Source organism: Deltaproteobacteria bacterium, from assembly GCA_020848745.1.
Taxonomy (GTDB): domain Bacteria; phylum Desulfobacterota; class Binatia; order UTPRO1; family UTPRO1; genus UTPRO1.
In genome coordinates, this window is record JADLHM010000089.1 from 41,434 (window position 1) to 61,732 (window position 20,299).

Here is a 20,299-nt window from a genome sequence, read left to right on the forward strand (position 1 = left end):
CCCTTGATCCCGACCGCCGGGAGCGCCGCGCGATGCTGACGCGCGAACAACTGAAGGCGGTCCGGAAGATCCAGATCCGGACGTCGCATCTCGTCTCCGACTTGTTCGCGGGGCAATACCAGTCGGTGTTCAAGGGCCGGGGGATGGAGTTCGCGGAGGTGCGGCTCTACCAGCCCGGCGACGAGGTCCGGACCATCGACTGGAACGTGACGGCGCGGACCGGGGTGCCGCACGTGAAGCGCTACGCCGAGGAGCGCGAGCTCACGGTGATGCTGCTCGTCGACGCGAGCGCGTCGACGCGCTTCGGCAGCGTGAAGCAGTTGAAGAGCGCGCTCGCCGCCGAGCTCGGCGCGCTCTTCGCCTTCTCCGCGATCACCAACAACGACAAGGTCGGCCTCGTGATGTTCACCGATCGGATCGAGCTCGCGGTGCCGCCGCGCAAGGGCACCCGCCACGTGCTGCGCGTGATCCGCGAGGTGCTCTCGCTACAGCCGCAGGGTCGCGGCACCGATCTCGCCGCGGCGCTCGAGCACCTCCAGCGGGCGAGCAAGCGGCGCGCGGTCGTCTTCGTGCTCTCCGACTTCCTCGACGCGAGCGCCGAGCGCGCGCTCCGCATCGCGGCGCGCCGGCACGACGTGATCGCGGTCGTGCTCGACGACCCGCGCGAGCGCGAATTGCCGGACGTCGGGCTCGTCGAGCTGGAGGAGGCCGAGACCGGCGAGCGCTACGTCGTCGACACGGGGGACGCGCGGCTCCGCGAGGCCTTCGCCGCGAGCGCGGCGGCGGCGCGAACGGCGCGCGACCGCTGGCTGCACGCGGCCAACGTCGACGCGATCATGATCGGAACCGAGCGGCCGTACACGGAGGCGCTGCTGCGATTTTTTCGCATGCGAGAGCGGCGGCAGTGACGCTTCGGAGCCCGCGACGTTCGCCCGCCGGGCCGGTCCCGACGATCCGCGTCGGGCTGCTGGTGGTGTTGCTCTGCGCGGTGGCCGCCCGCGCCGACGAGCCGTCGCCCGCGCCCGCGCCGAGCCCGTCCGCGCCGCCCTCGCCCGTCACGGTGCACGGCGCGATCGAGAAGGGCGAGGTCACGATCGGCCAGCGCTTTCGCTACACGGTCGAGGTCGCCGCGCCGACCGGCGTCGAGATCCTGCTCGCGCAGCCGACCGAGAGGCTTGGCGACTTCGACATCGTCGACTTCGGCGACGCCAAGCCCGTCGAGCGTGACGGCCGCACCGTCCTCACCCGCTGGTTCGAGCTCGTCGGCTACGCGACCGGGCATTTCCTCGTGCCATCGCCGCCGGTACGCTACCGCCTCCCGGGCGAAGATCTCGCCGAGGCGCCGGCGGACGAGACCGTCGTCGAGATCGCGAGCCTCCTCGCGCGCGAGCCGACGGCGGCCGACATCCGAGACGTCAAGCCGCCCGAGGAGCCGCCGATCGACTGGCGTCCCTACTCCCTGGCCGCGGGTGCGCTCGCCGCCCTCGCCGTCGTCGGGCTCGTCGTCTGGCGCGTCGTGCGCCGCCCGGGACGGCGCCCCGCGGGGCCGCCGCCGCGCCCGGCGCACGAGATCGCGCACGAGGAGCTCGCGCGGCTGCGCGCCCGCGGGCTTCCCGAACGCGGCGCCTTCAAGGAGTACTATTCGGCGCTGACCGGCATCGTGCGGAGCTACCTCGAGCAACGCTTCCGCGTGCGCGCGCCGGAGATGACCACCGAGGAGTTCCTGCTGGTGACGGCGCGTGGCGGCGCGACGCTGCAGAGCGGACATCGCGCGCTGCTCGGCGATTTCCTCGGCGAGTCGGACCTCGTGAAGTTCGCGCGCCACCACCCGACGCTCGCCGACGCCGAGCGCGCGTACGGCGCGGCCGCGCGTTTCGTCGACGAGACCGCGGCGGGGGGCTCCGGCGCGGTGGAGGGATCGCATGCACCTCGCTGATCCCTGGTTCCTCCTGCTCCTCGCGTTGCTGCCGCTGGTCCTGCGCGCGGCGCGGCGGCCGGCCCGGCGCGCGACGGTGCGCTTCCCGAGCCTCGGCATCCTCCGCACCATCGCGCCGCGCGGCGCGGGCGCGCGGCGCGGCGCGCTGCTCGCGCTCCGCGCGGCGGCGCTCGCCGCGATCGCCGTCGCGCTCGCCCGGCCGCAGGCCGGCTCGGCCGCGACCAAGATCCATCGCGAGGGCGTCGACGTCATGCTCGCGGTCGACGTCTCGGGCAGCATGCTCGCCGAGGACTTCACGGTCGACGGCGAGCGCGCGAACCGCCTCCAGGCGGTGAAGTCGGTCGTGAAGGAGTTCGTGACGGCGCGTCCCGAGGACCGCATCGGCCTGGTCCTCTTCGCCGCGCGCCCCTACACGCAATGTCCGCTTACCCTCGACCACGGCTGGCTCCTCCAGAACCTCGACCGCGCCGAGATCGGCATGATCGAGGACGGCACGGCCGTCGGCTCGGCGCTCGCGACCGCCGTGAACCGCCTGCGCCCGTCGACCGCGAAGAGCAAGTTCGTCGTGCTGCTCACCGACGGCCAGAGCAACGCCGGCAGGATCACGCCGCAGACCGCGGCCGACGCGGCGGCCGCGCTCGGCATCAAGGTCTACACGGTCGGCGCCGGCACGCGCGGCATGGCGCCCTTCCCGACCCAGGACTTCTTCGGCAACAAGGTCTACCGCCCGATGCAGGTCGACGTCGACGAGGCGACGCTCCAGAAGATCGCGACCACGACCCATGGGCGCTACTTCCGCGCCACCGACACCCCGACGCTGCGGGAGATCTACGCCGAGATCGATCGCAGCGAGAAGAGCGAGTTCGAGGCCCCCGAGTACCTCGACTACCGGGAGCTCTATCCCTGGCTGCTGTGGCCGGCGCTCGCGCTGGTGCTGCTGGAGATCGGCCTCGGCGAGACCGCGCTGAGGAAGCTGCCGTGATCCAGTGGCGCGATCCGACGAGCCTCGCGGCGCTCGGGCTCGTCCCGGCGCTCGTGGCGTTCCTCGTGTGGAGCCTGCGCCGGCGGCGGCAGGCGCTCGCCGCGTTCGTCGAGACGAAGCTCCTGCCCGCCGTCACGCCCGACCTCGACCCGCGCCGACGCCGCGTCCGCGCCGCGCTCCTCTGCCTCGCCGTAGGGCTCCTGGCGGTCGCGCTCGGCGGCCCGATGTGGGGCTTCCGCTGGCAGCAGGTGCAGCGCGAGGGCATCGACCTGATCGTCGCGATCGACACCTCGCGCAGCATGCTCGCGACCGACGTGAAGCCGAACCGGCTCGGCCGCGCCAAGCTCGCCGTGCAGGACCTCCTCGCCCAGATCGGCGGCGACCGCGTCGGGCTCGTCGCCTTCGCGGGAAGCGCGTTCCTCCAGTGCCCGTTGACCCTCGACTTCGGCGCGTTCTCGCAGAGCCTGCAGGCGATCGAGGCCGGCATCATCCCGCGCGGCGGCACCAACCTTGCCGCCGCGATCGACGCCTCGCTCGGCGCCTTCGAGGGCCGCCAGGCCGCACACCAGGCGCTCGTCGTCATCACCGACGGCGAGGACCACGGGAGCGATCTCGACGAGGCGATCAAGCGCGCGACCGAGCGCGGCGTGAAGATCTACACGGTCGGCATCGGGACGTCGGAAGGCGAGCTCATCCCGCTCGAGAAGGGAGGCTTCCTGAAGGACCGGAGCGGTCAGGTCGTGAAGTCGCGCCTCGACGAGACGACGCTGCAGAAGATCGCGAACGACACGGGCGGCGCCTACCTGCACGCGACCGACACCGCCTTCGGCCTCACCGAGCTCTACCGCGACTACATCGCGACGATGGAGAAGCGCGAGCTCGCGAGCACGCTCGAGCGGCGCTTCGAGCATCGCTTCCAGTGGCCGCTCCTGGCGGCGTTCGCGCTGTTGCTCGTCGAGCCGCTGGTCGGCGAGCGCCGCCCGGCGGCGCGTCCCGCCGGCACGCGCGGGCTCCGCTCTCCGCGGCGCCGGAGTCGCGACCGGGAGGCCGCATGACGCCGCCGCGCCGCCTCCGCCTCGCCGCGGGCCTCGTCGCCGCGACCTCGATCGCGTGGCTCGATCCGCACCAGTCCGTCCGCGAAGCGAACCGGCTCTACTCCGAGGGCAAGTACGAGGAAGCCGCCGCCGGGTACAACGCCGCGCTCGTCGACCATCCAGACTCGCCCGAGCTGCATTTCAACCTCGGCGACGCCACCTTCAAGCAGGGCAAGTACGACGAGGCGGTCGCCGCGTACCAGAAGGTCGAGACCGCGAGCGATCCCGCGCGCGCGAGCCGCGTGGCGTACAACGTCGGGAACGCCACCTTCCGCAAAGGCCAGGCCCTCGAGCAGAGCGAGCCGCAGAAGGCGCTCCAGCTCTACGGCGAGGCGCTCGCGTCCTATCGCCGCGCGCTCGGCCTCGCGCCGGACGACGCGGACGCCAAGTTCAACCACGAGTTCGTGACCCGCCGCATCGAGGAGGTGAAGAAGCGCCTCGAAGAACAGAAGCAGAACCAGGACCAGAAGCCGAGCCAAGACCAGCCGCAAGACCAGCCGCCGGACCAGCAGCAGAACCAGGATCAGCAACAGGACCAGAACCAGCAGCAGGATCAGCAGCGACCCGAGGAAGAGCAGCAGGACCAGGCGAACGACGAGCAGCAGCAGCAGCAGGAACAGCAGGAGGGGGGCGAGCAGCACCAGGACGAGCAGCACCAGGATGAGCCGCACCAGGGACAAGAAGAGCAGCCCGCGGACGACGAGGCGCGAGAGCAGCAGCCGCCCGCGGAGCAGGACCAGGGCGAGAGCGGCGAGCAGCAGGACGCCGCGCAGCGAGCGGGCGACCAGCAGCACCCGCAACGGCCGCCGGAGGGCGACGTGTACGCGGACGAGAAGAAGGACGGCGAGCTCTCGAAGGGCGAAGCGGCGGCCATCCTCGACTCGCAGCGCGGCGAGGAGGTGTCGCCCGAGGACGTCATCCGGAAGCTGCAGGGCGCACGCGTCGCCGAGCCCGCCCAGGACTGGTAGGAAGGCCCGATGCGCTTCGCGCCGTTCGTCGCGCTCGCCCTGTGCGTCGTGGGCGCCGCCGCCCCTCCCGCCGGCGCCGGCGTCACCGTGAAAGCGACGTTCGACCGCGCCCGGGTCGGGGTCGGCGAGGAGGCCGACCTCGGCGTCGAGGTGCAGGGCGTACAGAGCAGCGGCGTCCCCGAGATCGTCAACGCGGGCGGCGCCAAGGTCGGCTACCGCGGGCCGTCGTCACGCGTCAGCTTCGTGAACGGCGCGATATCGGCCTCGGTCACCCACCACTTCTCGGTGAGCGCGCCGAATCCCGGCAAGGTGACGCTCGGACCGATCACGGTCGCCGTCGGCGGCACGCGCTACGACGCCGGCAGCGTGACGCTGGAGGTGGTGGCGGGGACGCCCGGCGCCGGCGGCGCCGACAACCCGGCGGGCAACCAGCTCCGGCTCGAGCTCTCGGCGCCGCGCACGACCGTCTATGTGCACGAGCGGCTGCCGATCCGCGTCAAGCTCCTGGTCGGCCAGGTGCGCGTCACCGACGTCCAGTACCCGACCGTCCCCGGCGACGGCTTCGCCGTCGACAAGCTCTCCGAGCCCGACCAACGCCAGGAGCAGACGCCCGACGGCACCTTCCAGGTGCTCGACTTCGCGACCGTGCTGACCCCGCTCCGGAGCGGCACGTTGACGGTCGGCCCGGCCGAGATGGGCCTCACCATGGTCGTGCGCGGGCGCGGCGCGGGACGCGGCTTCGACCGCTTCTTCAACGATCCCTTCTTCGGCGGCGAACAGCGTCGCCTCGAAGCGACGTCGGATCCGCTGACATTGACGGTCCTCCCGCTCCCCGACGCCGGCAAGCCCGCCGACTTCTCGGGCGCGGTCGGCACGTTCGACTTCGAGGTGAAGGCGGCGCCGCTCGAGGTCGCGGCGGGCGACCCCGTCACGGTGACCCTCACGATGCGCGGGACCGGGAGCCTCGAGAACGTCACGCCGCCGGCGATCGCCGCGGGCGACGCGCTCCGCGTCTACCCGCCGCAGCAGACGAGCACGGGCTCAGAGCCCGCCGCCGTCGCGAACGTCCAGGAGCGCGTCTTCGAGCAGGTCGTCATTCCCGAGCGCGCCGGCGCCCTGGAGCTGCCGACGCTCCGCTTCAGCTACTTCGACCCGACCGCCGGCGCGTACCGGACCGCCACCCACGCGCCGATCCCGCTGCGCGTCGCGCCGCGCGCCGCCGGGAGCGCCCCGTCGCACGTCGTCGGCGCCGCGCCCGCCGCGCCCGCGCCGAAGCCCGAGACGCTCGGCCACGACCTCGTCTTCATCAAGGACACGCCCGGACGGCTGCGGCCGATCGGCGCGCGCCTCTACCGGAACGCCGTGTTCTGGCTCGTGCAGGCGGCAGCGTTCGCGGCGTGGATCGGCGTCGTGGCGTTCGACCGGCGGCGCCGGCGCCTCCGCGGCGACGCCGGGTACGCGCGCTTCACGCGCGCGGGCCGTGAGGCGCGCCGCGCGCTCGAGGCCGCGAAGTACGCGCTCCGTCCCGGGAACCAGACCTCGTTCTACGATGCCGTCGCGGCCGCCCTCACCGACTACCTCTCGGCCAAGCTGCAGCTCGCGCCGGGCGCGGTCGAGCCGGACACGGTCGCGGCGCACCTCGCGAGCCGCGGCGTCGGCGCCGACGTCACCCAACTCGCCCGCGACCTCCTCGCCCATTGCGAGCAGGTCCGCTTCGCGCCCGGCGCGGCCGGCGACGAGGACATGCGGCGGACGCTCGCCCGCGCCGACGCGATCGTCCGCGCCCTCGAGCGCGAGCGCCGCCTCGGCCCGCCGCTCGCGGCGATGCTCGCCGCGGGACTGCTCGCCGGCATCGTCGCGGCGGGCGTCGCCGGCGCGGCCGACCCGGCGAGCGAAACGCCGCAGGCGTTCTTCTCCCGCGGCAACACGCTCTACGGCGACGAGAAGTATCCCGAGGCGGTCGCTGCCTACGAGAAGGTGCTGGCGGCGGGCGTCGAGAGCGGCAACCTCCACTTCAACCTCGGCAACGCCTGGTTCAAGACGGGCGACATCGGCCACGCGGTGCTCGCCTACGAGCGGGCGCGCCGCCTCGCCCCGCGCGATCCCGATCTGCGCGCGAATCTCGGCTACGCGCGCGGGAAGACCGGCGACGGCGACCCGACGCCGCTCTGGGCGCGCCTCGCCTTCCCGCTCGCGGCGCGCGCCTCGAGCGACGAGCTCGTCGCGGGCGCGGGCGCGTGCTTCCTCCTGCTCATGGCCGCGCTCTCGGCCGCCCGCCTCCTGCCGAACGCCGCGCGCGCCGGCCGCGCCGCAGCGCTCGCCGCCGGCATCGGGCTCGCGGTCACGGGCACGGCCGCCGCCTATCGCATCGCGACCGTCGACGCGCCGACCTTCGCGGTCGTCGTCGCCGCGACCGACACCGACGTCCGCTTCGAGCCCTCGGCGAACGGGACGGCGCATTTCACGTCCAAGCCGGGCGCCGTGCTGCGCGTGCTCGTCGAGCGCGAGGGCTGGGCGCAAGTCGCGCGCCCCGACGGCAAACGCGGCTGGATCGCCCGCGACGCCATCGCCGAGCTCTGAGTCGCCCGCCGGCGCGTCGCCACGGCGTCCACCGGGGAAGCTCCCGCGCCGGCCGCGCTCAACGGTCGGCGCCCTCGTGCACGATCTCCCACGCGAGCTGGGCGAGGAGCTGACAGATCGCGCCGTACATCATCGCCTGCTCCGAGCTCGCGTTGCCGTCGAGGCCGCGCTTGTAGACGCCCTGCGCGATCGACGCGAGGCGGAAGAGCGCGAACGCGAGATAGAAGCTCCAGTGCTGGACGTCGGGGCGGCCCATGCGGCGGCAGTAGTCGGCGACGTACTCCTCTTCGGTCGGGAGGCCGAGCGCGGCGAGATCGACGCCGGCGAGCGTGCCCTGGGTCGGGCTGTTCATGTGGTAGAGGAGGCAATTGTAGGCGAGGTCGGCGAGCGGGTGGCCGAGCGTCGAGAGCTCCCAGTCGAGCATCGCGAGCATGCGCGGCTCGGTCGGGTGGTAGATCGAGTTCTCGAGCCGGAAGTCGCCGTGGACGATGCAGGTCTCGTCGCCCGGGGGGATGTGCGTCGGCAGCCACGCGATGAGGTTCCGCATGGCTTCCACATCGTCGGTCCGCGCCGCCTCGTACTGCTTGGTCCAGCGCCCGATCTGGCGCTCGAAGTAGTTGCCGGGCTTTCCGAAGTCTCCGAGGCCGACGGCCTCGTAGTCGACGCGATGGAGCCGGGCCATGACGTCGTTCATCTCGTCGTAGATCGCGCTGCGCTCCTCGGGTGTACAGCCGGGCAACTGGGGATCTCGGAAGATGCGGCCCTCGACGCAGTCCATCACGTAGAAGGCGCTGCCGATGACGGCGTCGTCGGTGCAGAGCGCGTACACCCGCGCGACCGGAACGTCGGTCGACGCGAGCGCGTGGATCACCCGGTACTCGCGGTCGACCTGGTGCGCGGAGGCGAGGAGCTTCCCGGGCGGCTTCTTGCGCATGACGTAGCGTCCGCTCGCGGCGGCGAGGAGGAAGGTCGGGTTCGACTGCCCGCCCGTGAACTGGCGCACCGACAGCTGGCCGCGAAACCCTGCGACGTGCGTGCGCATGTAGTCTTCGAGCGCGCCGACGTCGAAGCGATGCGCCGCACGCACCTCGCCGGTCTCGTGTCGGAGGCTCTCGCCGGCGCCTTCGGCCATGAGGAAGTCGGTACCAGCCGCCCCCCGGGGCTTTCAAGCGTCGCGCACAGCGTCCGGAGGGCAAGTGACGGCCCGGGCTGACAAAGCGCGGCGCCGCCGGAGGGCCGACCGGCGCCACGCGTCCGCCGTCCGTCATCGGCGTGACGCCCGAGCGGCCGCCGGAGCCTAGCGGGCACGCGCGGGCGGGCGGCACGAGCGTTGCTGCCGAGGAACGTGTGGCGAGGACACGGACCCCCTTCGACCGCGGTGCGAGCCGCACGGACATGCGACCTCAGATCGCATCCGGCGCGCCGCCGCGCGTCACCGCCCTCCTCGCCGCGGCCTGCGCCGCCGTCGTCACGGCGGGCGCCGCCCCGGCGGCGATCGTCGGCGGCGGCGGCAGCGCGAAAAGCGACTGCCTCGCCGTCTTCGACGCTCCCGCCAACGAGCCGGCGCGTCGACCGCGCACCGTCCGCTGCGCCGACGGCGATCCGTGCGACGCCGACGGGCTCGTGAACGGGAGCTGCGAGTTTCCGATCTCCGTGTGCGCCAACAGCACCGCGGACGCGCGCTGCGTATCGCCGGGCGTGACCCGGGTCACGGTCGCGCACTCCGTCGACGACGGCACGCCCGGCTTCGATCCCGAGATGCAGGCGGTCGCGACGCGCCTCGGCTTCGTGCTCGAGCTCCCCGAAGCGCGCGCCGACCGCTGCGGCGCGCCGACCGCCGTCCACGTCGCGGTCGACGGCCCGCGCAAGAACGACCGCTGCCGAAAGGGCGTGAAGACGATCCGCCTGACGGCGCTCTCGATGCCGATCGCCGGCCGCGCCCGCGCCGACGTCGATCGCCTGAAGATGATCTGCGAGCCGTCGCCCGCCGGGTGCGACGCGCGCGCGTTCTTCACCTCGACCTTCGACCGCATCCAGACGCAGATTCTCGACCGCTCCTGCGCGGTCGGCGGCTGCCACGACTCGCAGAGCACCCGGGCGGACCTGCTGCTCGAGCGCGGCGCCGCCTACGACAACCTCGTCGGCAGGACGCCGACGAACGCCGATGCGGCGGCCGCCGGCTGGCGCCGCGTCACGATGCTCGACGCGACGCACGGCGACCCCGCGACGAGCTATGCCTTCCACAAGGTCACCGGAGACCTGCCGCCCGGCTTCGGGGAGCGCATGCCGCTCCACCGCGCCAGGCTCGACGAGACGCTCGTCGACGTGATCCGCCGCTGGATCGAGGCGGGCGCGCCCGTCGAGGGCTGGGTACCCGGGACCGACTGACGCCGCCGGAGGGATCGACCGATGGGCAACGCCAGCAGCATCCTCACCGAAGCCGAAACGCGCCACCTCATGCGCCGCGCCGGGTTCGGCGCACCGCCGAAGGATGTCGCCAAGCTCGTGAAGCGCGGCCTCACGCGCGGAGAGCTCGTCGACAAGCTCCTCAAGTTCCAGGCGAAGCCGATCAAGGTCGGCAAGAAGGACGACCTGGACGACGTCTACGACCGCTGGCTCGAGCTCATGCTCAAGACGAAGACGCCGCTCCTCGAGAAGCTCGTGCTCTTCTGGCACGACCACTTCGCGACCGCGAACGCCAAGGTGCAGAGCACGGAGCGGATGGCGCGGCAAAACGCCCTCCTGCGCGCGATGGCGAAAGGGAGCTTCCGCCAGTTCCTGAAGAGCATCAGCAGGGACCCGGCGATGCTGGACTTCCTCGACACGCTGCGGAACCGCCCGAAGACACCGAACGAGAACTACGCGCGCGAGCTCCTCGAGCTCTTCTCGCTCGGCGTTTTCGACGAGGCCGGCCAGCCGAACTACGCGCAGGAGGACATCGTCCAGATCGCGCGCGCGTTCACCGGCTGGCGCCTCGACGACGACGGCAATCCGGTGTTCCGCGAAGACCGCCACGACTACAATGCCGACTACCCGGAGCGCGGCCCGAAGGTCATCTTCACCACCTACGGCGGGTTCGGCGCGGGCGGCGTGGACTTCGCCGCCGCGGGCGAGGGCGCGGGCGAGATCGACCGCGTGATCGACGCGCTGCTGAGCCACCGCGACAGCGAGGGTCAGAGCACCGTCGGCCGCCGCATGACGCGCCGCCTCTTCGAGTATTTCGCGTGGAGCGCGCCCTCGACCGCGCTCGTCGACGCGTTGCTGTCGATGTCGGGCTTCGCGACGACCTGGGACGTCGGGGTGCTCGTCAAGACGATCCTCACCCACGACGCGTTCTACGAGACCGCCCTGCCGCTGCACGCCGGCGGCACCAAGAAGTCGGTGAAGTGGCCCATCGACTACGTCGTCAGCACGCTCCGGCTCCTCAAGGTCGTGCCGAAGCGCCGCAAGTACGTCGGACTCGCGCTCGAGGACAGCGACTCGCTGCGCGGCCACCTCGACGACATGGGGCAGCGTCTCTTCGACCCGCCGAGCGTCTTCGGCTGGGACTGGGAGGCCGCGTGGATCAGCAGCGCGACGCTCCTCGCGCGTTTCCGGTTCATGCGCGATCTCGCCGCGACGCGCGTCAAGGGCAAGCGGGGATTCCATCCCGAGAAGCTGATGCCCATGGACCTGCAGGCTCCCGGCGCGATCCTCGACGCGGCGAGCGCGCTCCTCGGCCTCACGGACCAGCTGAGTCCCGACGAGCGGACCGCGCTGATCGACTACCTGAGCGACGGCGGCACCGTCTCCGCCTTGAACTTGAACGATCTCGACACTCGCGGCCGCAAGCTGCACGGGCTCTTCGCGCTCCTGTTGCAGTCGCCGGCCCACCAACTTCACTAGAGGACCCGACCCATGGCGATCTCACGACGCAGCTTCCTCAAGGGCAGCGGCCTGGCCGCGGCGAGCTCGCTCGTCGCGCCGGCGCTGCTCGGCAACCCGTTCGTGCGCAAAGCCTTCGCCGACACGATCGGCGACCGCTACTTCGTCTCCATCTTCCTCGACGGCGGAAACGACGGCTTCAACACCGTGATCCCGGTGAACGACGGCGGCGCGACGTTGCGCGCCGCCTACGACGCCGCGCGCGCGACCGGCACCGACGGCATCAACATCGGCGCGGCCGCGCTCGGCGCGACGCTGATCGGCACCGACCCCGGGAGCGGCGCCCAGCTCGCGCTCCATCCCGCGCTCGCCGGGCTCAAGCAGCTCTACGACCTCGGCAAGGTCGCGGTCATCCAGGGCTGCGGCTACCCGCGCCCGAACCTGTCGCACGAGGAGTCGCGGCTCGCCTTCGCGGCCGGCACGCCGCCCGGGCTCAGCACGGGCACGGGGTGGCTCGGACGCTATCTGGCCGCCAACTACGGCGGCAGCGACATCCCGGGCCTCTGCCTGCGGTCCGAGGTCGCGGGAGAGTTCCGGCAGACCGCGACGAGCGTGCTCGCCGCGCGCCGCCTCCGCTGGCTGCGCTTCCCCTACGACGACGACTACGGCGACGACGTCACGCGGAAGCGCGCCGCCTTCAACGCGCTCTACCAGGGCGCCTCGGCGCAGGCGCTCCCGATCGCCGAGTACCTCGGCACGAGCGGGGTCGCGACCCTGCTCGCGACCGAGAGCTATGCCGGCCTGCACGACCTCTACCAGACGGATCGCGCCGCGTTCGACGAGGCGTACGACGCGCTCGACCAGGGCCTGGCGTACAACCTGCGCGAGGCCGCGAAGGTCGTCCACGGCATCGCGAGCGGCGTCCCGAACGTCCAGGCGCGCCTCATGCAGTGCGCGACCGGCGGCTACGACACCCACTCCGACCAGGGGAGCACGACCTCGGACGGCCATCACTGGCAGCTCCTCGCCGAGGTCGGCGACTCCCTGAAGCTCTTCTACGACGACTGCGCCGACATGGGCGTCGCCGACAAGATGGTCGTGCTGGTCTGGAGCGAGTTCGGCCGGCGGGTGCCGCAGAACGACGGCGGCACCGACCACGGCACGCAGTACCCGATGTTCGTGCTCGGCGGCGCCGTGCAGGGCGGCGTCTACGGCAACCACCCCAACATCAACGAGAGCGCGCTTTCCGATGACGGCAACACCGTATACTCGCAAGCGGCCGCCGACCCGTTCCGCTCGACCGACATGCGCGACGTGTACGGCACGATCCTGAAGCACTGGCTCGGCATGCCGCACGGGACGATCCTCTCGAACGTCCTCACGCTCGACGGCGGCGACCCCGCGGAGCGCTGGACCGAGGAGAACTTCGACATGGGATTCCTCGTGTGAAGCCCGTCGGCCGCCGTCGGAGCTCCGCCGGGGACGCCGCCACCGCCGCCGCTCTCGCTACCTGGCCCGGCGGCCGTCCCGGCGTCTTGCGGCTCCTCGAATGCCGCCTCCTGCACCGCGCCGACTGGCAGTACCTCGGCACGCGCGACGATCGGGCCATCGCGCCCTGGCCGCTCGACAGCTACCGTTGCGACCGCTGCACGCGGACGTGGGAGGTCGCGAGCTAGCCGAGCGCGCGCGTCAGTCGAGCAACGTCACGGAATCGCCGCGCCCCACGGTGCCGGGCGTCTCGACGCTCGCGTAGACCCCGAGCAGCCCACCCGTCTCCTGCACGAGCGCCCGCATGACGCCCGGATCCTTCGGCAGGTCGCCGAAGCCGTGGGTCGTCATGACGCAGCGCGGGCACGCCGCGAGGAGCTGGAGGACGGCGTCGCCGACGCTGAGGCGCCGCCCGGCCCAGGCCGCCTCGGGGAAGCCGTCGCCGGCCGCGGCCTCGTCGGTCGCGATCAGGAGGTTCGGACGGAAGCGGCGGACGTCGAAGCGCGACGCCGGCCGACGGCTCGCCATCGTCCCGAGCGAGCCCGTCGTCACGACCAGCAGGGGAAACGCGTCGAAGTACGTGCCGAGGGGCGACTCGTACTCGAAGAGCTCGGGCGGGAACACGGTCAGGTCGGGGAGGGGCTCGCCCTCGGCGCGGCCGAAGACCGCGCGCATCTCCTGCTCGAAATCGGCGTGCGTGGGCGCGCCGCGCCGGTAGTGGTCGAGCGCGTCGGCGGGCAGGAGCGGCCAGAGGCTCACGCGGTGGTCGAGCGCCCGCGAGAGCCGTTCGTTCACGTCGGCGTCGCCGGTGCGGCACGTGGTGCCGTCCGGGAACGTGATGACGGCGGGGCTCGATCCCTCGGCGGGCGGCGGCTCGGGATAGGCCGCCGCGAGCCGCATGAGCCCCGGGATCTTCTTGGCGCCCCGGATGCCGCCGTTCACCTCGTCGCGCACCGCCCAGGCGCGATCGCCGGGAATTCCGCGCGCCCCGAGCGCCGTCGTCGCCAGCTGCTCGCCGCCCATGCTCTTCACCGGGTAGCGCCGGATGTCCTCGATCCGCCCGACCGTCGTGCCGTTCGCCATGGAGCGGTGCCGTAGCAGGAACGCGCGGGTGAATCGACACGCGCTTCGACCGTTCCCCTCGGCGCCCCGAGCCGTGCGATCCCGTTGGCGGGGGCCGTGCGCCCGGCGGGGCCATGTGCTACCTCCCTCCCCCGATGGCCGCACCGACCCGGCTCCGGGCCGACGCCGAGCCCGTGGACGGGACCGGACCCCTCGCGCGCTTCTTCGCCGCCGTCATCGCGCGGCGCTGGCTGGTGATCGCCTTCTACGCGGTGCTCCTGCCGCCGGCCGCCTTCTACGCCGCCAGGGTCCAGCAGGACAATTCGGTCGACCGGCTGATCATCGCGACCGACCCCGACGTCGTCGCGACCCGCGCCTTCGAGCAGGTCTTCGGCGAGGGCGAGTTCGCGCTCCTCCTCGCCGAGGCGCCCGATCCGCTGGCGCCGGCCGTGGTCGCGCGCGTCGACGAGATCGAGCGATCGCTCGCCGGCATCGACCACGTCACGGTGAACTCCACCCTCTCGATCTACCGGCGCGCCAGGGCCGGCTTCGAGCCGACCCCCGAGGACCTGGCCGCGTTCCGCGCCTTCGTCTCCGGCACCGACCTCTTCAAGCAGCAGGGCCTCGTCGGCGATCGCTACCTCGCGATCGGCCTCATCTTCGACGTCGCCAACACCGAGGAGCGGCGGACGGCGCTCGACGCGATCGAGCGGGCGATCGGGAAATATCGCGCGAAGCCGGCCCCGCTCGAGAAGCTCACCGAGCTCGGCGCGCCCTGGGTCGATCAGTACCTCGACGAAACGCAACAAGAGGCCTGGAAGTACTTCGTGCTCTTCCTGGCGTTCGTCGTCGCGCTGAACCTCATCCTCTACCGCTCGGTGGCGACGCTCCTCGCGTTCCTGATCACGCTCGCGGTCTGCCTGGCGTTCTCGGTCGGCATCATCGGGATCCTCGACGGGACGCTCACGATCGTGTCGCCGATGGTGCCGATGACGATCCTCGTGACGGCGACGGCGACGCTCGTGTACCTGCACTCGCGCTTCGTCGACCGGCCGCCCGATCGCGAGGTCGTGGCGCACCAGGTCTTCTCGTACGTCAACAAGTTCGTGGCCTGCACCGCGTCGATCTTCGCGACCGCGGTCGGCTTCGCGGCGCTCGCGGTCTCCGACATCCGGCCGATCCGCGAGATGGGCATCTGGGTCGCGCTCGGCCTCACCGCCGTCTGGGTCGTCACGCTCACCCTCTTTCCGGCCCTGCAGGCGATCCTCCGGACGCCGACGGGCCAGGAGCGTCGCACCTTCGGCCCGTGGATCCAACGCGTCGCGGACTGGCTGCCGCGCGCGACCTACCGCTGGCGCTGGCCGCTCGTCACGAGCTCGCTCGTCCTCTCGGCGCTCGGAGCGATCGCCCTGCTCGGGCTCCCCGGCGTCGTCGCGCCGATGAAGATCCTGACGAACCCGGCCGCGTACATGAACCCCGAGGCGCCGCTCTACCTCGACATCCAGCGCCTGCAGCCGCAGATCCCCGGCTTGTCGGTCACGCAGGTGTGGCTGAAGGGCAGCCTCGGCAGCGTCTCGGAGCCCGCGGTGCTCAACGGCATCCACGAGTTCCAGAAGGCGCTCGAGCGGAACCCCGACGTCGGCGCCGTCGTCGGGCCGACGACGATCCTCCGCATGATCCGCTACATCGGCGGCCAGGGCGACACCTGGCCGGCGGACCCCGGCCAGGTCGAGGAGGCGGCGGGCCAGCTCGAAGGGCTCGTCGGCCAGGAGCCGCTCCTGCAGCGCTTCGTCCAGCCGCACGAGCTCGCGGAGGCCCAGATCACCGTCGTCAGCCGCAAGCCAGAATACGAGGACCTGAAGCGGCTCGCCGACGGCATCCGCGCGGCGTGGGCCGGGACCGTCGCGAACGTCCCGGCCTTGAAAGCGTTCGAGCTCCAGATCGTCGGGCTCGCCCCGCTGCACGCGAAGATGGCGCAGGGCCTCGTACCGACCCTCGTCGAGAGCTTCATCCTCACGGTCGTCATCATCTTCGCCGCGTTCTTCGTCGTGTTCCGCAGCGGCACGGCGCGGCTCATGGCGATGATCCCGTCGATCTTCGCGATCCTCGTGATGTTCCTCGTGATGCGGCTCACGGGCATGCAGCTCAACATCGCGACGATCCTGATCGCGTCGACCGTGCTCGGCACGTCCGAGAACGACCAGATCCACTTCTTCTACCACTTCCTCGAGGGCCGGAAGGACGGCGACGTCGAGCACGCCCTCACCCACACGCTGCTCGTCGCGGGCCGCGCCATCCTCTTCGCGACCATGATCAACGCCGGCGGCTTCGTCGCCTTCGGGTTCGCCGAGCTGCCGCCGATCGCGCAGTTCGGCATGCTCGCGGCGCTGGCATTCGTGCTGTCGATGATCGCCGACTTCACCGCGCTGCCGGCGGCGTTGTGGATCCTCTTCCGCGAGAAGCCGTCGGATCGCTGACGCCGCGGCCTTCGGTCCGCCGGAAACAGCCGGATCCGACTACGCCGGGAACTCGCCGAGCAGGGCGACGACGAAGCGGGCGTCGTCGAGCGCCGCCTGCGCCGGGTGGCACCCGCATGACGGGACCGTTAGAACCGCAGCGCTCATGTTCCCCTACCACGACGAGAACGAGACCCAGCGCACGCCGGTCGTCACGTTCGTCCTCATCGGCCTGAACGTCGTGGCGTGGATGCTCTTGCAGGGCGCGGGGGCGGAGCTGCCGCTCGCGAAGTCGGTCTGCGAGCTCGGGCTCATCCCAGCGGAGCTTCTGCAGACGCGGCCGGTGGGGTCGCGCTTCCCGATGGGCAACGGCATCGCCTGCCTCACCGACCCGGGGCGGCAGGTCGGCAACATCCTCTCGTCGATGTTCCTGCACGGCTCGTGGATGCACCTGCTCGGCAACATGTGGTTCCTCTGGCTCTTCGGGAACAACATCGAGGACTCGATGAACCGCGGGGCGTTCCTCGCGTTCTACTTGACGTGCGGGCTCACGGCGGCGCTCGCGCAGGCCGTCACGAACCCGACGTCGGTGGTGCCGATGGTGGGGGCGTCGGGCGCCATCAGCGGCGTCATGGGCGCCTACCTCGTGCTCTTCCCGCGGGTTCGCGTGTTCTGCATCGTCCCGCTCGGAATCATCCTCACCCGCATGGCGCTGCCCGCCTGGGTGATGCTGCTCTACTGGGCCTTCCTCCAGCTCGCGAGCGGCCTCATGACCGGCGCGCACGATGGCGGCGGCGTCGCGTTCTGGGCCCACATCGGCGGCTTCGTCGCCGGCGTCGTCCTGGTGAAGCCGCTCGTCCGTCAGGACCTCCTGATCGAGCACCGCCGCCACCGGTGGCTGCCGGAGCGCTCCTGACGCGGGCGATCGCTCAGTTCGGAGCGTCGCAGCCGAGGCTCTTCCCGCCCGCGGTGAGCTGGGCGAAGAGCTGATTGAGCAGATTCTGCTCGTCGCGCCGCATGCGCGTCCGCATCGGCAGGCACAGGCAGACGTGCGGGCGCGCCGACGCGTTGTCGCCGAGCGAGACGTAGGCCTCGGCGAGGCGGAGATGGTTCTCCGGCAGGTCCGGATGGTTCCGCGTCAGGGTCTCGAGCATCTCGAGGCCGGTCTCGGAGTCGCCGTGCTTGATGAGCGCGGCGGGCGCGAGCACGTAGAGCGTGCCGAGCATGCGGGTCGCCGCTTCCCCGCGGAACCCGGGATCGAGTTCGCGGCTCCGGCGCGCGTAGAACTCGACGTCGCGCACCAGGTTGGCGGCGAGGAGGCCCTTCTGTTGCACGAGCCGGCCGGTCACGGCGGCGCGCCCGAACGCCGCCCCCGCCGTTTCGCTGCACGACGCCTGGCGGACCTTGTCGTACGCGGCCTCGCGCGCCTCGGGCGTATCCGTACCCTTCTCGACGAGCGCCTCGAGCTCGTCGGAAACCGCGAGGCAGTCGACGGGCGCGCGGAGCGGCAGCGGCACCTTGATGCCCTTGAGCGGCCCGCAGGCGGCGAGCGACGCGAGCACGACGGCGGCCACGGCGCGGCGCATCAGTTGCCGTACGCCTTCTCGACGGCCGCGTACCTGCCGGCGTCGGCGCCCGCGAGCGCGATGATGCCGACCTCGGCGCACGCGGTCTTTCCTTCGCCGTCGCACACCCGGCTGAGGCCGTCCTTGAACTTCTTGCGCTCCGCGGCCGGCGTGGTGCCGAACGCGACCACCGTCATCGACGGGAACTTCGCGCTCTCCCATACCGACCGGATGCCTTCGGCGCCGTCGATGTGGGGGAGCTCGGCCATCTGCGCGTCGTCGACGAGCGCGCACTCGGCCTCGCCGGTCAGCACCTTCTTGATCGCCTGCAGGGGACGCTGGGTCTCGACGAGCTGGAAGTCGCCGAGCACGAACGCTCGTCCGGAGACGACGCGCTCGAGGAAGCGGGGGTCGTCGGCATGGTCGGTCGCCATCGTCTTGCCGAAGCAGCCCTTGGCGTCGGGCGCGTTCTTGCTGATGAGGAAGTACTGCTGGCCGCCGGCGCGCGACACGAGCACCGTCCCGAGCACCTCGAGCTGGTACTTCTTCTGCAACGCGAGAAAGGCGGCGAGCGAGAGGATGCCGAAATGCGGCTTCTCGTCGCGGATGTACGCCTCGGCGGCGGCGCGCGTCGTGTGGTACTGCCCGTGCGCGTCGTTGCCCCAGCCGTACTGCTTCGCGGCGAGCGCGATGAAGCGGTCGAGGTAGCTTTGCGCGAGCGACGCGCCGCCGACCCCGTGCTCCTTCAGCACGAGCACGTTCACGCGCGAGGGCGGCGACGCCGCGAGCGCACCCGTCGCGACCACGGCGGCCGCGAGGGCCGCCGCGATTCCCTGGACCGCGTCCGGCCTCATTCGACGGGCACCGCGGAGGGGGAGGATCCGGCGGGCCGCCGCCGACGCCGCCGGCGGCGCTTGGCGGGCGCGCTCGCCGCGCCGTCGCCGCCGTCGCTCGCCGCCGCCGCGGAGGTCGCGACCGGCACCGCAGAGGCGGCCGCGCCCGCGCGTCCGCGGCCGCGTCCCGCACCGCCGCGACGTGGGGCGCGGCCGCGCCGTCCACGCCCGCCGCGATCGTCCTCGACCACCGGGCGCGGCACGTGCTCGTGCACGCCGTGGTCGAAGTTCGGCAGGATCACCCGCGGCAACGTCATCCCGATCGCTTTCTCGATGGACTGCAGCTCGTCTTCCTCCTCGGGGGCGACGAAGGTCAGCACCTCGCCAACGGCCCCGGCGCGCGCCGTCCGGCCGCCGCGATGGATGTAGTCGTCGGAGGAGAACGGCACGTCGTAGTTGACGACGTGCGAGATGCCCTCGACGTCGATGCCGCGCGCCGCGACGTCGGTTGCGACCATCACGGGATACTCGCCGCGGCGGAACGCCTCGAGCGCCGCCACCCGATCCTCCTGCCGGCGGTCGGAGTGGATGCTCGTCGCCGGCGAGGCGCCGCGCGTGATGGCGCGCGCCAGCCGGTCGGCGTCGGCCTTGCGCTTCACGAACACCAGAACGGAGCGCCACTGCTGCTGCTTGATGAGCGTCGTGAGGAGCGGCGTCTTCCGATCCTGCGCGACCGGATAGACGCTCTGCACGATGCCGCTCGCGACCCGCTGCGCGCCGCCGATCAGGATCGGCACCGGGTCGCGCAGGATGTCGCCCGCGAGCTGGCGGATCTCGGGCGCCATCGTCGCCGAGAACATCAAGGTCTGACGGTCGACGGGAAGCGCGCGCAAGATCCTCTTGATGTCCGGAAGAAACCCCATGTCGAGCATGCGGTCGGCCTCGTCGAGGACGAGGACCTCGAGCGACTTCAGGTCGACGTAGTCGAACCGCATGTGGTCGAGGAGGCGCCCAGGCGTCGCGACGACGATCTCGGCCCCGGCGCGCAGCGCCCTCTCCTGCGGCCGCATGTCGACGCCGCCGACGACCGACACCGCCGTGATGCCGAGGTGGTAGCCGAGGGCGAGCGCCTGCTCGTCGATCTGGAGCGCGAGCTCGCGCGTCGGCGACAGGACGAGCCCGCGGCAGACGTTGCGGGGACCGGTGCTGAGGCGCTGGAGGATCGGCAGCAGGAACGCCGCCGTCTTGCCGGTGCCGGTCGACGCGCACCCGATGAGATCACGTCCCGCCAACGCGACGGGAATCGCCTCCGCCTGGATCGGCGTCGGCCGCGTGAACCCCATGTCGGCGACGGCCTCGGTGAGCGCGGGGATGAGAGCGAATTCGCTGAAGGACGTCGTCATGAGAACCCGACCGGTGCTTATCCGATGAAAGTCGTTCCTGAGCAAACGGTCAGGCGCGCGCGCTGTCC

Annotated in this window: 17 protein-coding genes; 12 read left to right on the top strand and 5 right to left on the bottom strand. The window is 71.9% G+C overall.

Annotated elements, in window-relative coordinates; translation table 11 throughout:
* Nucleotides 1-32: 32 nt before the first annotated feature.
* The 6 genes from IT293_12965 to IT293_12990 are packed head-to-tail and all read left to right on the top strand — an operon-like array spanning nt 33 to nt 7,560.
* Entirely contained in the window at nt 33-908 is an 876-nt protein-coding gene (locus IT293_12965) for a DUF58 domain-containing protein (protein ID MCC6765564.1), read from the top strand.
* Nucleotides 905-1,936, top strand: a complete 1,032-nt coding sequence (locus IT293_12970; protein MCC6765565.1) for a hypothetical protein — start codon at nt 905-907, stop codon at nt 1,934-1,936. Before IT293_12965 ends, IT293_12970 begins: the two co-directional genes overlap by 4 nt.
* On the top strand, nt 1,923-2,918 hold the full coding sequence (locus tag IT293_12975) for a VWA domain-containing protein (GenBank protein ID MCC6765566.1): 996 nt from the start codon (nt 1,923-1,925) through the stop codon (nt 2,916-2,918). The genes IT293_12970 and IT293_12975 overlap by 14 nt, the downstream gene beginning before the upstream one ends.
* Nucleotides 2,915-3,973: a VWA domain-containing protein gene (locus IT293_12980; GenBank protein MCC6765567.1), complete on the top strand. Its 1,059-nt coding sequence runs from the start codon at nt 2,915-2,917 to the stop codon at nt 3,971-3,973. Before IT293_12975 ends, IT293_12980 begins: the two co-directional genes overlap by 4 nt.
* A complete protein-coding gene (locus IT293_12985) occupies nt 3,970-4,980 on the top strand; it encodes a tetratricopeptide repeat protein (protein ID MCC6765568.1) in 1,011 nt (336 codons plus the stop codon). Before IT293_12980 ends, IT293_12985 begins: the two co-directional genes overlap by 4 nt.
* Nucleotides 4,981-4,989: 9 nt before the next feature.
* Entirely contained in the window at nt 4,990-7,560 is a 2,571-nt protein-coding gene (locus IT293_12990; protein MCC6765569.1) for a BatD family protein, read from the top strand.
* A gap of 58 nt (nt 7,561-7,618) precedes the next feature.
* Here IT293_12990 and IT293_12995 read toward each other — a convergent pair whose 3' ends face one another.
* Entirely contained in the window at nt 7,619-8,692 is a 1,074-nt protein-coding gene (locus IT293_12995; GenBank protein ID MCC6765570.1) for a phosphotransferase, read from the bottom strand.
* A gap of 263 nt (nt 8,693-8,955) precedes the next feature.
* Between IT293_12995 and IT293_13000 the strand changes: the two genes are divergently transcribed.
* Genes IT293_13000 through IT293_13015 form a run of 4 tightly spaced genes read left to right on the top strand, consistent with a single transcriptional unit; the run spans nt 8,956 to nt 13,100 of the window.
* Entirely contained in the window at nt 8,956-9,948 is a 993-nt protein-coding gene (locus IT293_13000) for a hypothetical protein (GenBank protein MCC6765571.1), read from the top strand.
* A 21-nt stretch (nt 9,949-9,969) separates the two neighbouring features.
* A complete protein-coding gene (locus tag IT293_13005) occupies nt 9,970-11,445 on the top strand; it encodes a DUF1800 domain-containing protein (GenBank protein ID MCC6765572.1) in 1,476 nt (491 codons plus the stop codon).
* Nucleotides 11,446-11,457: 12 nt separating this feature from the next.
* Nucleotides 11,458-12,873, top strand: a complete 1,416-nt coding sequence (locus tag IT293_13010; protein MCC6765573.1) for a DUF1501 domain-containing protein — start codon at nt 11,458-11,460, stop codon at nt 12,871-12,873.
* Nucleotides 12,870-13,100 (top strand): hypothetical protein, encoded by a 231-nt coding sequence (locus IT293_13015; protein MCC6765574.1) that lies wholly within the window; start codon nt 12,870-12,872, stop codon nt 13,098-13,100. Before IT293_13010 ends, IT293_13015 begins: the two co-directional genes overlap by 4 nt.
* 13 nt (nt 13,101-13,113) lie before the next feature.
* On the opposite strand, the gene IT293_13020 is transcribed toward IT293_13015, so the two are convergent.
* Nucleotides 13,114-13,995 (bottom strand): MOSC domain-containing protein, encoded by an 882-nt coding sequence (locus IT293_13020; GenBank protein ID MCC6765575.1) that lies wholly within the window; start codon nt 13,993-13,995, stop codon nt 13,114-13,116.
* Between the two features lie 134 nt (nt 13,996-14,129).
* Between IT293_13020 and IT293_13025 the strand changes: the two genes are divergently transcribed.
* Nucleotides 14,130-16,451, top strand: a complete 2,322-nt coding sequence (locus IT293_13025) for an MMPL family transporter (protein MCC6765576.1) — start codon at nt 14,130-14,132, stop codon at nt 16,449-16,451.
* Nucleotides 16,452-16,596: 145 nt separating this feature from the next.
* A complete protein-coding gene (locus IT293_13030; protein ID MCC6765577.1) occupies nt 16,597-17,346 on the top strand; it encodes a rhomboid family intramembrane serine protease in 750 nt (249 codons plus the stop codon).
* A 13-nt stretch (nt 17,347-17,359) separates the two neighbouring features.
* Here IT293_13030 and IT293_13035 read toward each other — a convergent pair whose 3' ends face one another.
* The 3 genes from IT293_13035 to IT293_13045 are packed head-to-tail and all read right to left on the bottom strand — an operon-like array spanning nt 17,360 to nt 20,231.
* Entirely contained in the window at nt 17,360-18,016 is a 657-nt protein-coding gene (locus IT293_13035) for a hypothetical protein (GenBank protein ID MCC6765578.1), read from the bottom strand.
* Nucleotides 18,016-18,849 carry a hypothetical protein gene (locus IT293_13040; protein ID MCC6765579.1) on the bottom strand — a complete coding sequence of 278 codons (834 nt, stop codon included), beginning with the start codon at nt 18,847-18,849 and terminating at the stop codon, nt 18,016-18,018. Before IT293_13040 ends, IT293_13035 begins: the two co-directional genes overlap by 1 nt.
* Complete coding sequence (locus IT293_13045) at nt 18,846-20,231, bottom strand: DEAD/DEAH box helicase (GenBank protein ID MCC6765580.1); 1,386 nt, start codon at nt 20,229-20,231, stop codon at nt 18,846-18,848. The genes IT293_13040 and IT293_13045 overlap by 4 nt, the downstream gene beginning before the upstream one ends.
* Nucleotides 20,232-20,299: the final 68 nt, after the last annotated feature.

Coding starts and splice junctions, on each gene's coding strand:
- IT293_12965 (MCC6765564.1), top strand. CDS start 33: ATGCTGACGCGCGAACAACTGAAGGCGGTCCGGAAGATCCAGATCCGG.
- IT293_12975 (MCC6765566.1), top strand. CDS start 1,923: ATGCACCTCGCTGATCCCTGGTTCCTCCTGCTCCTCGCGTTGCTGCCG.
- IT293_12985 (MCC6765568.1), top strand. CDS start 3,970: ATGACGCCGCCGCGCCGCCTCCGCCTCGCCGCGGGCCTCGTCGCCGCG.
- IT293_12990 (MCC6765569.1), top strand. CDS start 4,990: ATGCGCTTCGCGCCGTTCGTCGCGCTCGCCCTGTGCGTCGTGGGCGCC.
- IT293_12995 (MCC6765570.1), bottom strand. CDS start 8,692: ATGGCCGAAGGCGCCGGCGAGAGCCTCCGACACGAGACCGGCGAGGTG.
- IT293_13000 (MCC6765571.1), top strand. CDS start 8,956: ATGCGACCTCAGATCGCATCCGGCGCGCCGCCGCGCGTCACCGCCCTC.
- IT293_13005 (MCC6765572.1), top strand. CDS start 9,970: ATGGGCAACGCCAGCAGCATCCTCACCGAAGCCGAAACGCGCCACCTC.
- IT293_13010 (MCC6765573.1), top strand. CDS start 11,458: ATGGCGATCTCACGACGCAGCTTCCTCAAGGGCAGCGGCCTGGCCGCG.
- IT293_13020 (MCC6765575.1), bottom strand. CDS start 13,995: ATGGCGAACGGCACGACGGTCGGGCGGATCGAGGACATCCGGCGCTAC.
- IT293_13025 (MCC6765576.1), top strand. CDS start 14,130: ATGGCCGCACCGACCCGGCTCCGGGCCGACGCCGAGCCCGTGGACGGG.
- IT293_13030 (MCC6765577.1), top strand. CDS start 16,597: ATGTTCCCCTACCACGACGAGAACGAGACCCAGCGCACGCCGGTCGTC.
- IT293_13035 (MCC6765578.1), bottom strand. CDS start 18,016: ATGCGCCGCGCCGTGGCCGCCGTCGTGCTCGCGTCGCTCGCCGCCTGC.
- IT293_13040 (MCC6765579.1), bottom strand. CDS start 18,849: ATGAGGCCGGACGCGGTCCAGGGAATCGCGGCGGCCCTCGCGGCCGCC.
- IT293_13045 (MCC6765580.1), bottom strand. CDS start 20,231: ATGACGACGTCCTTCAGCGAATTCGCTCTCATCCCCGCGCTCACCGAG.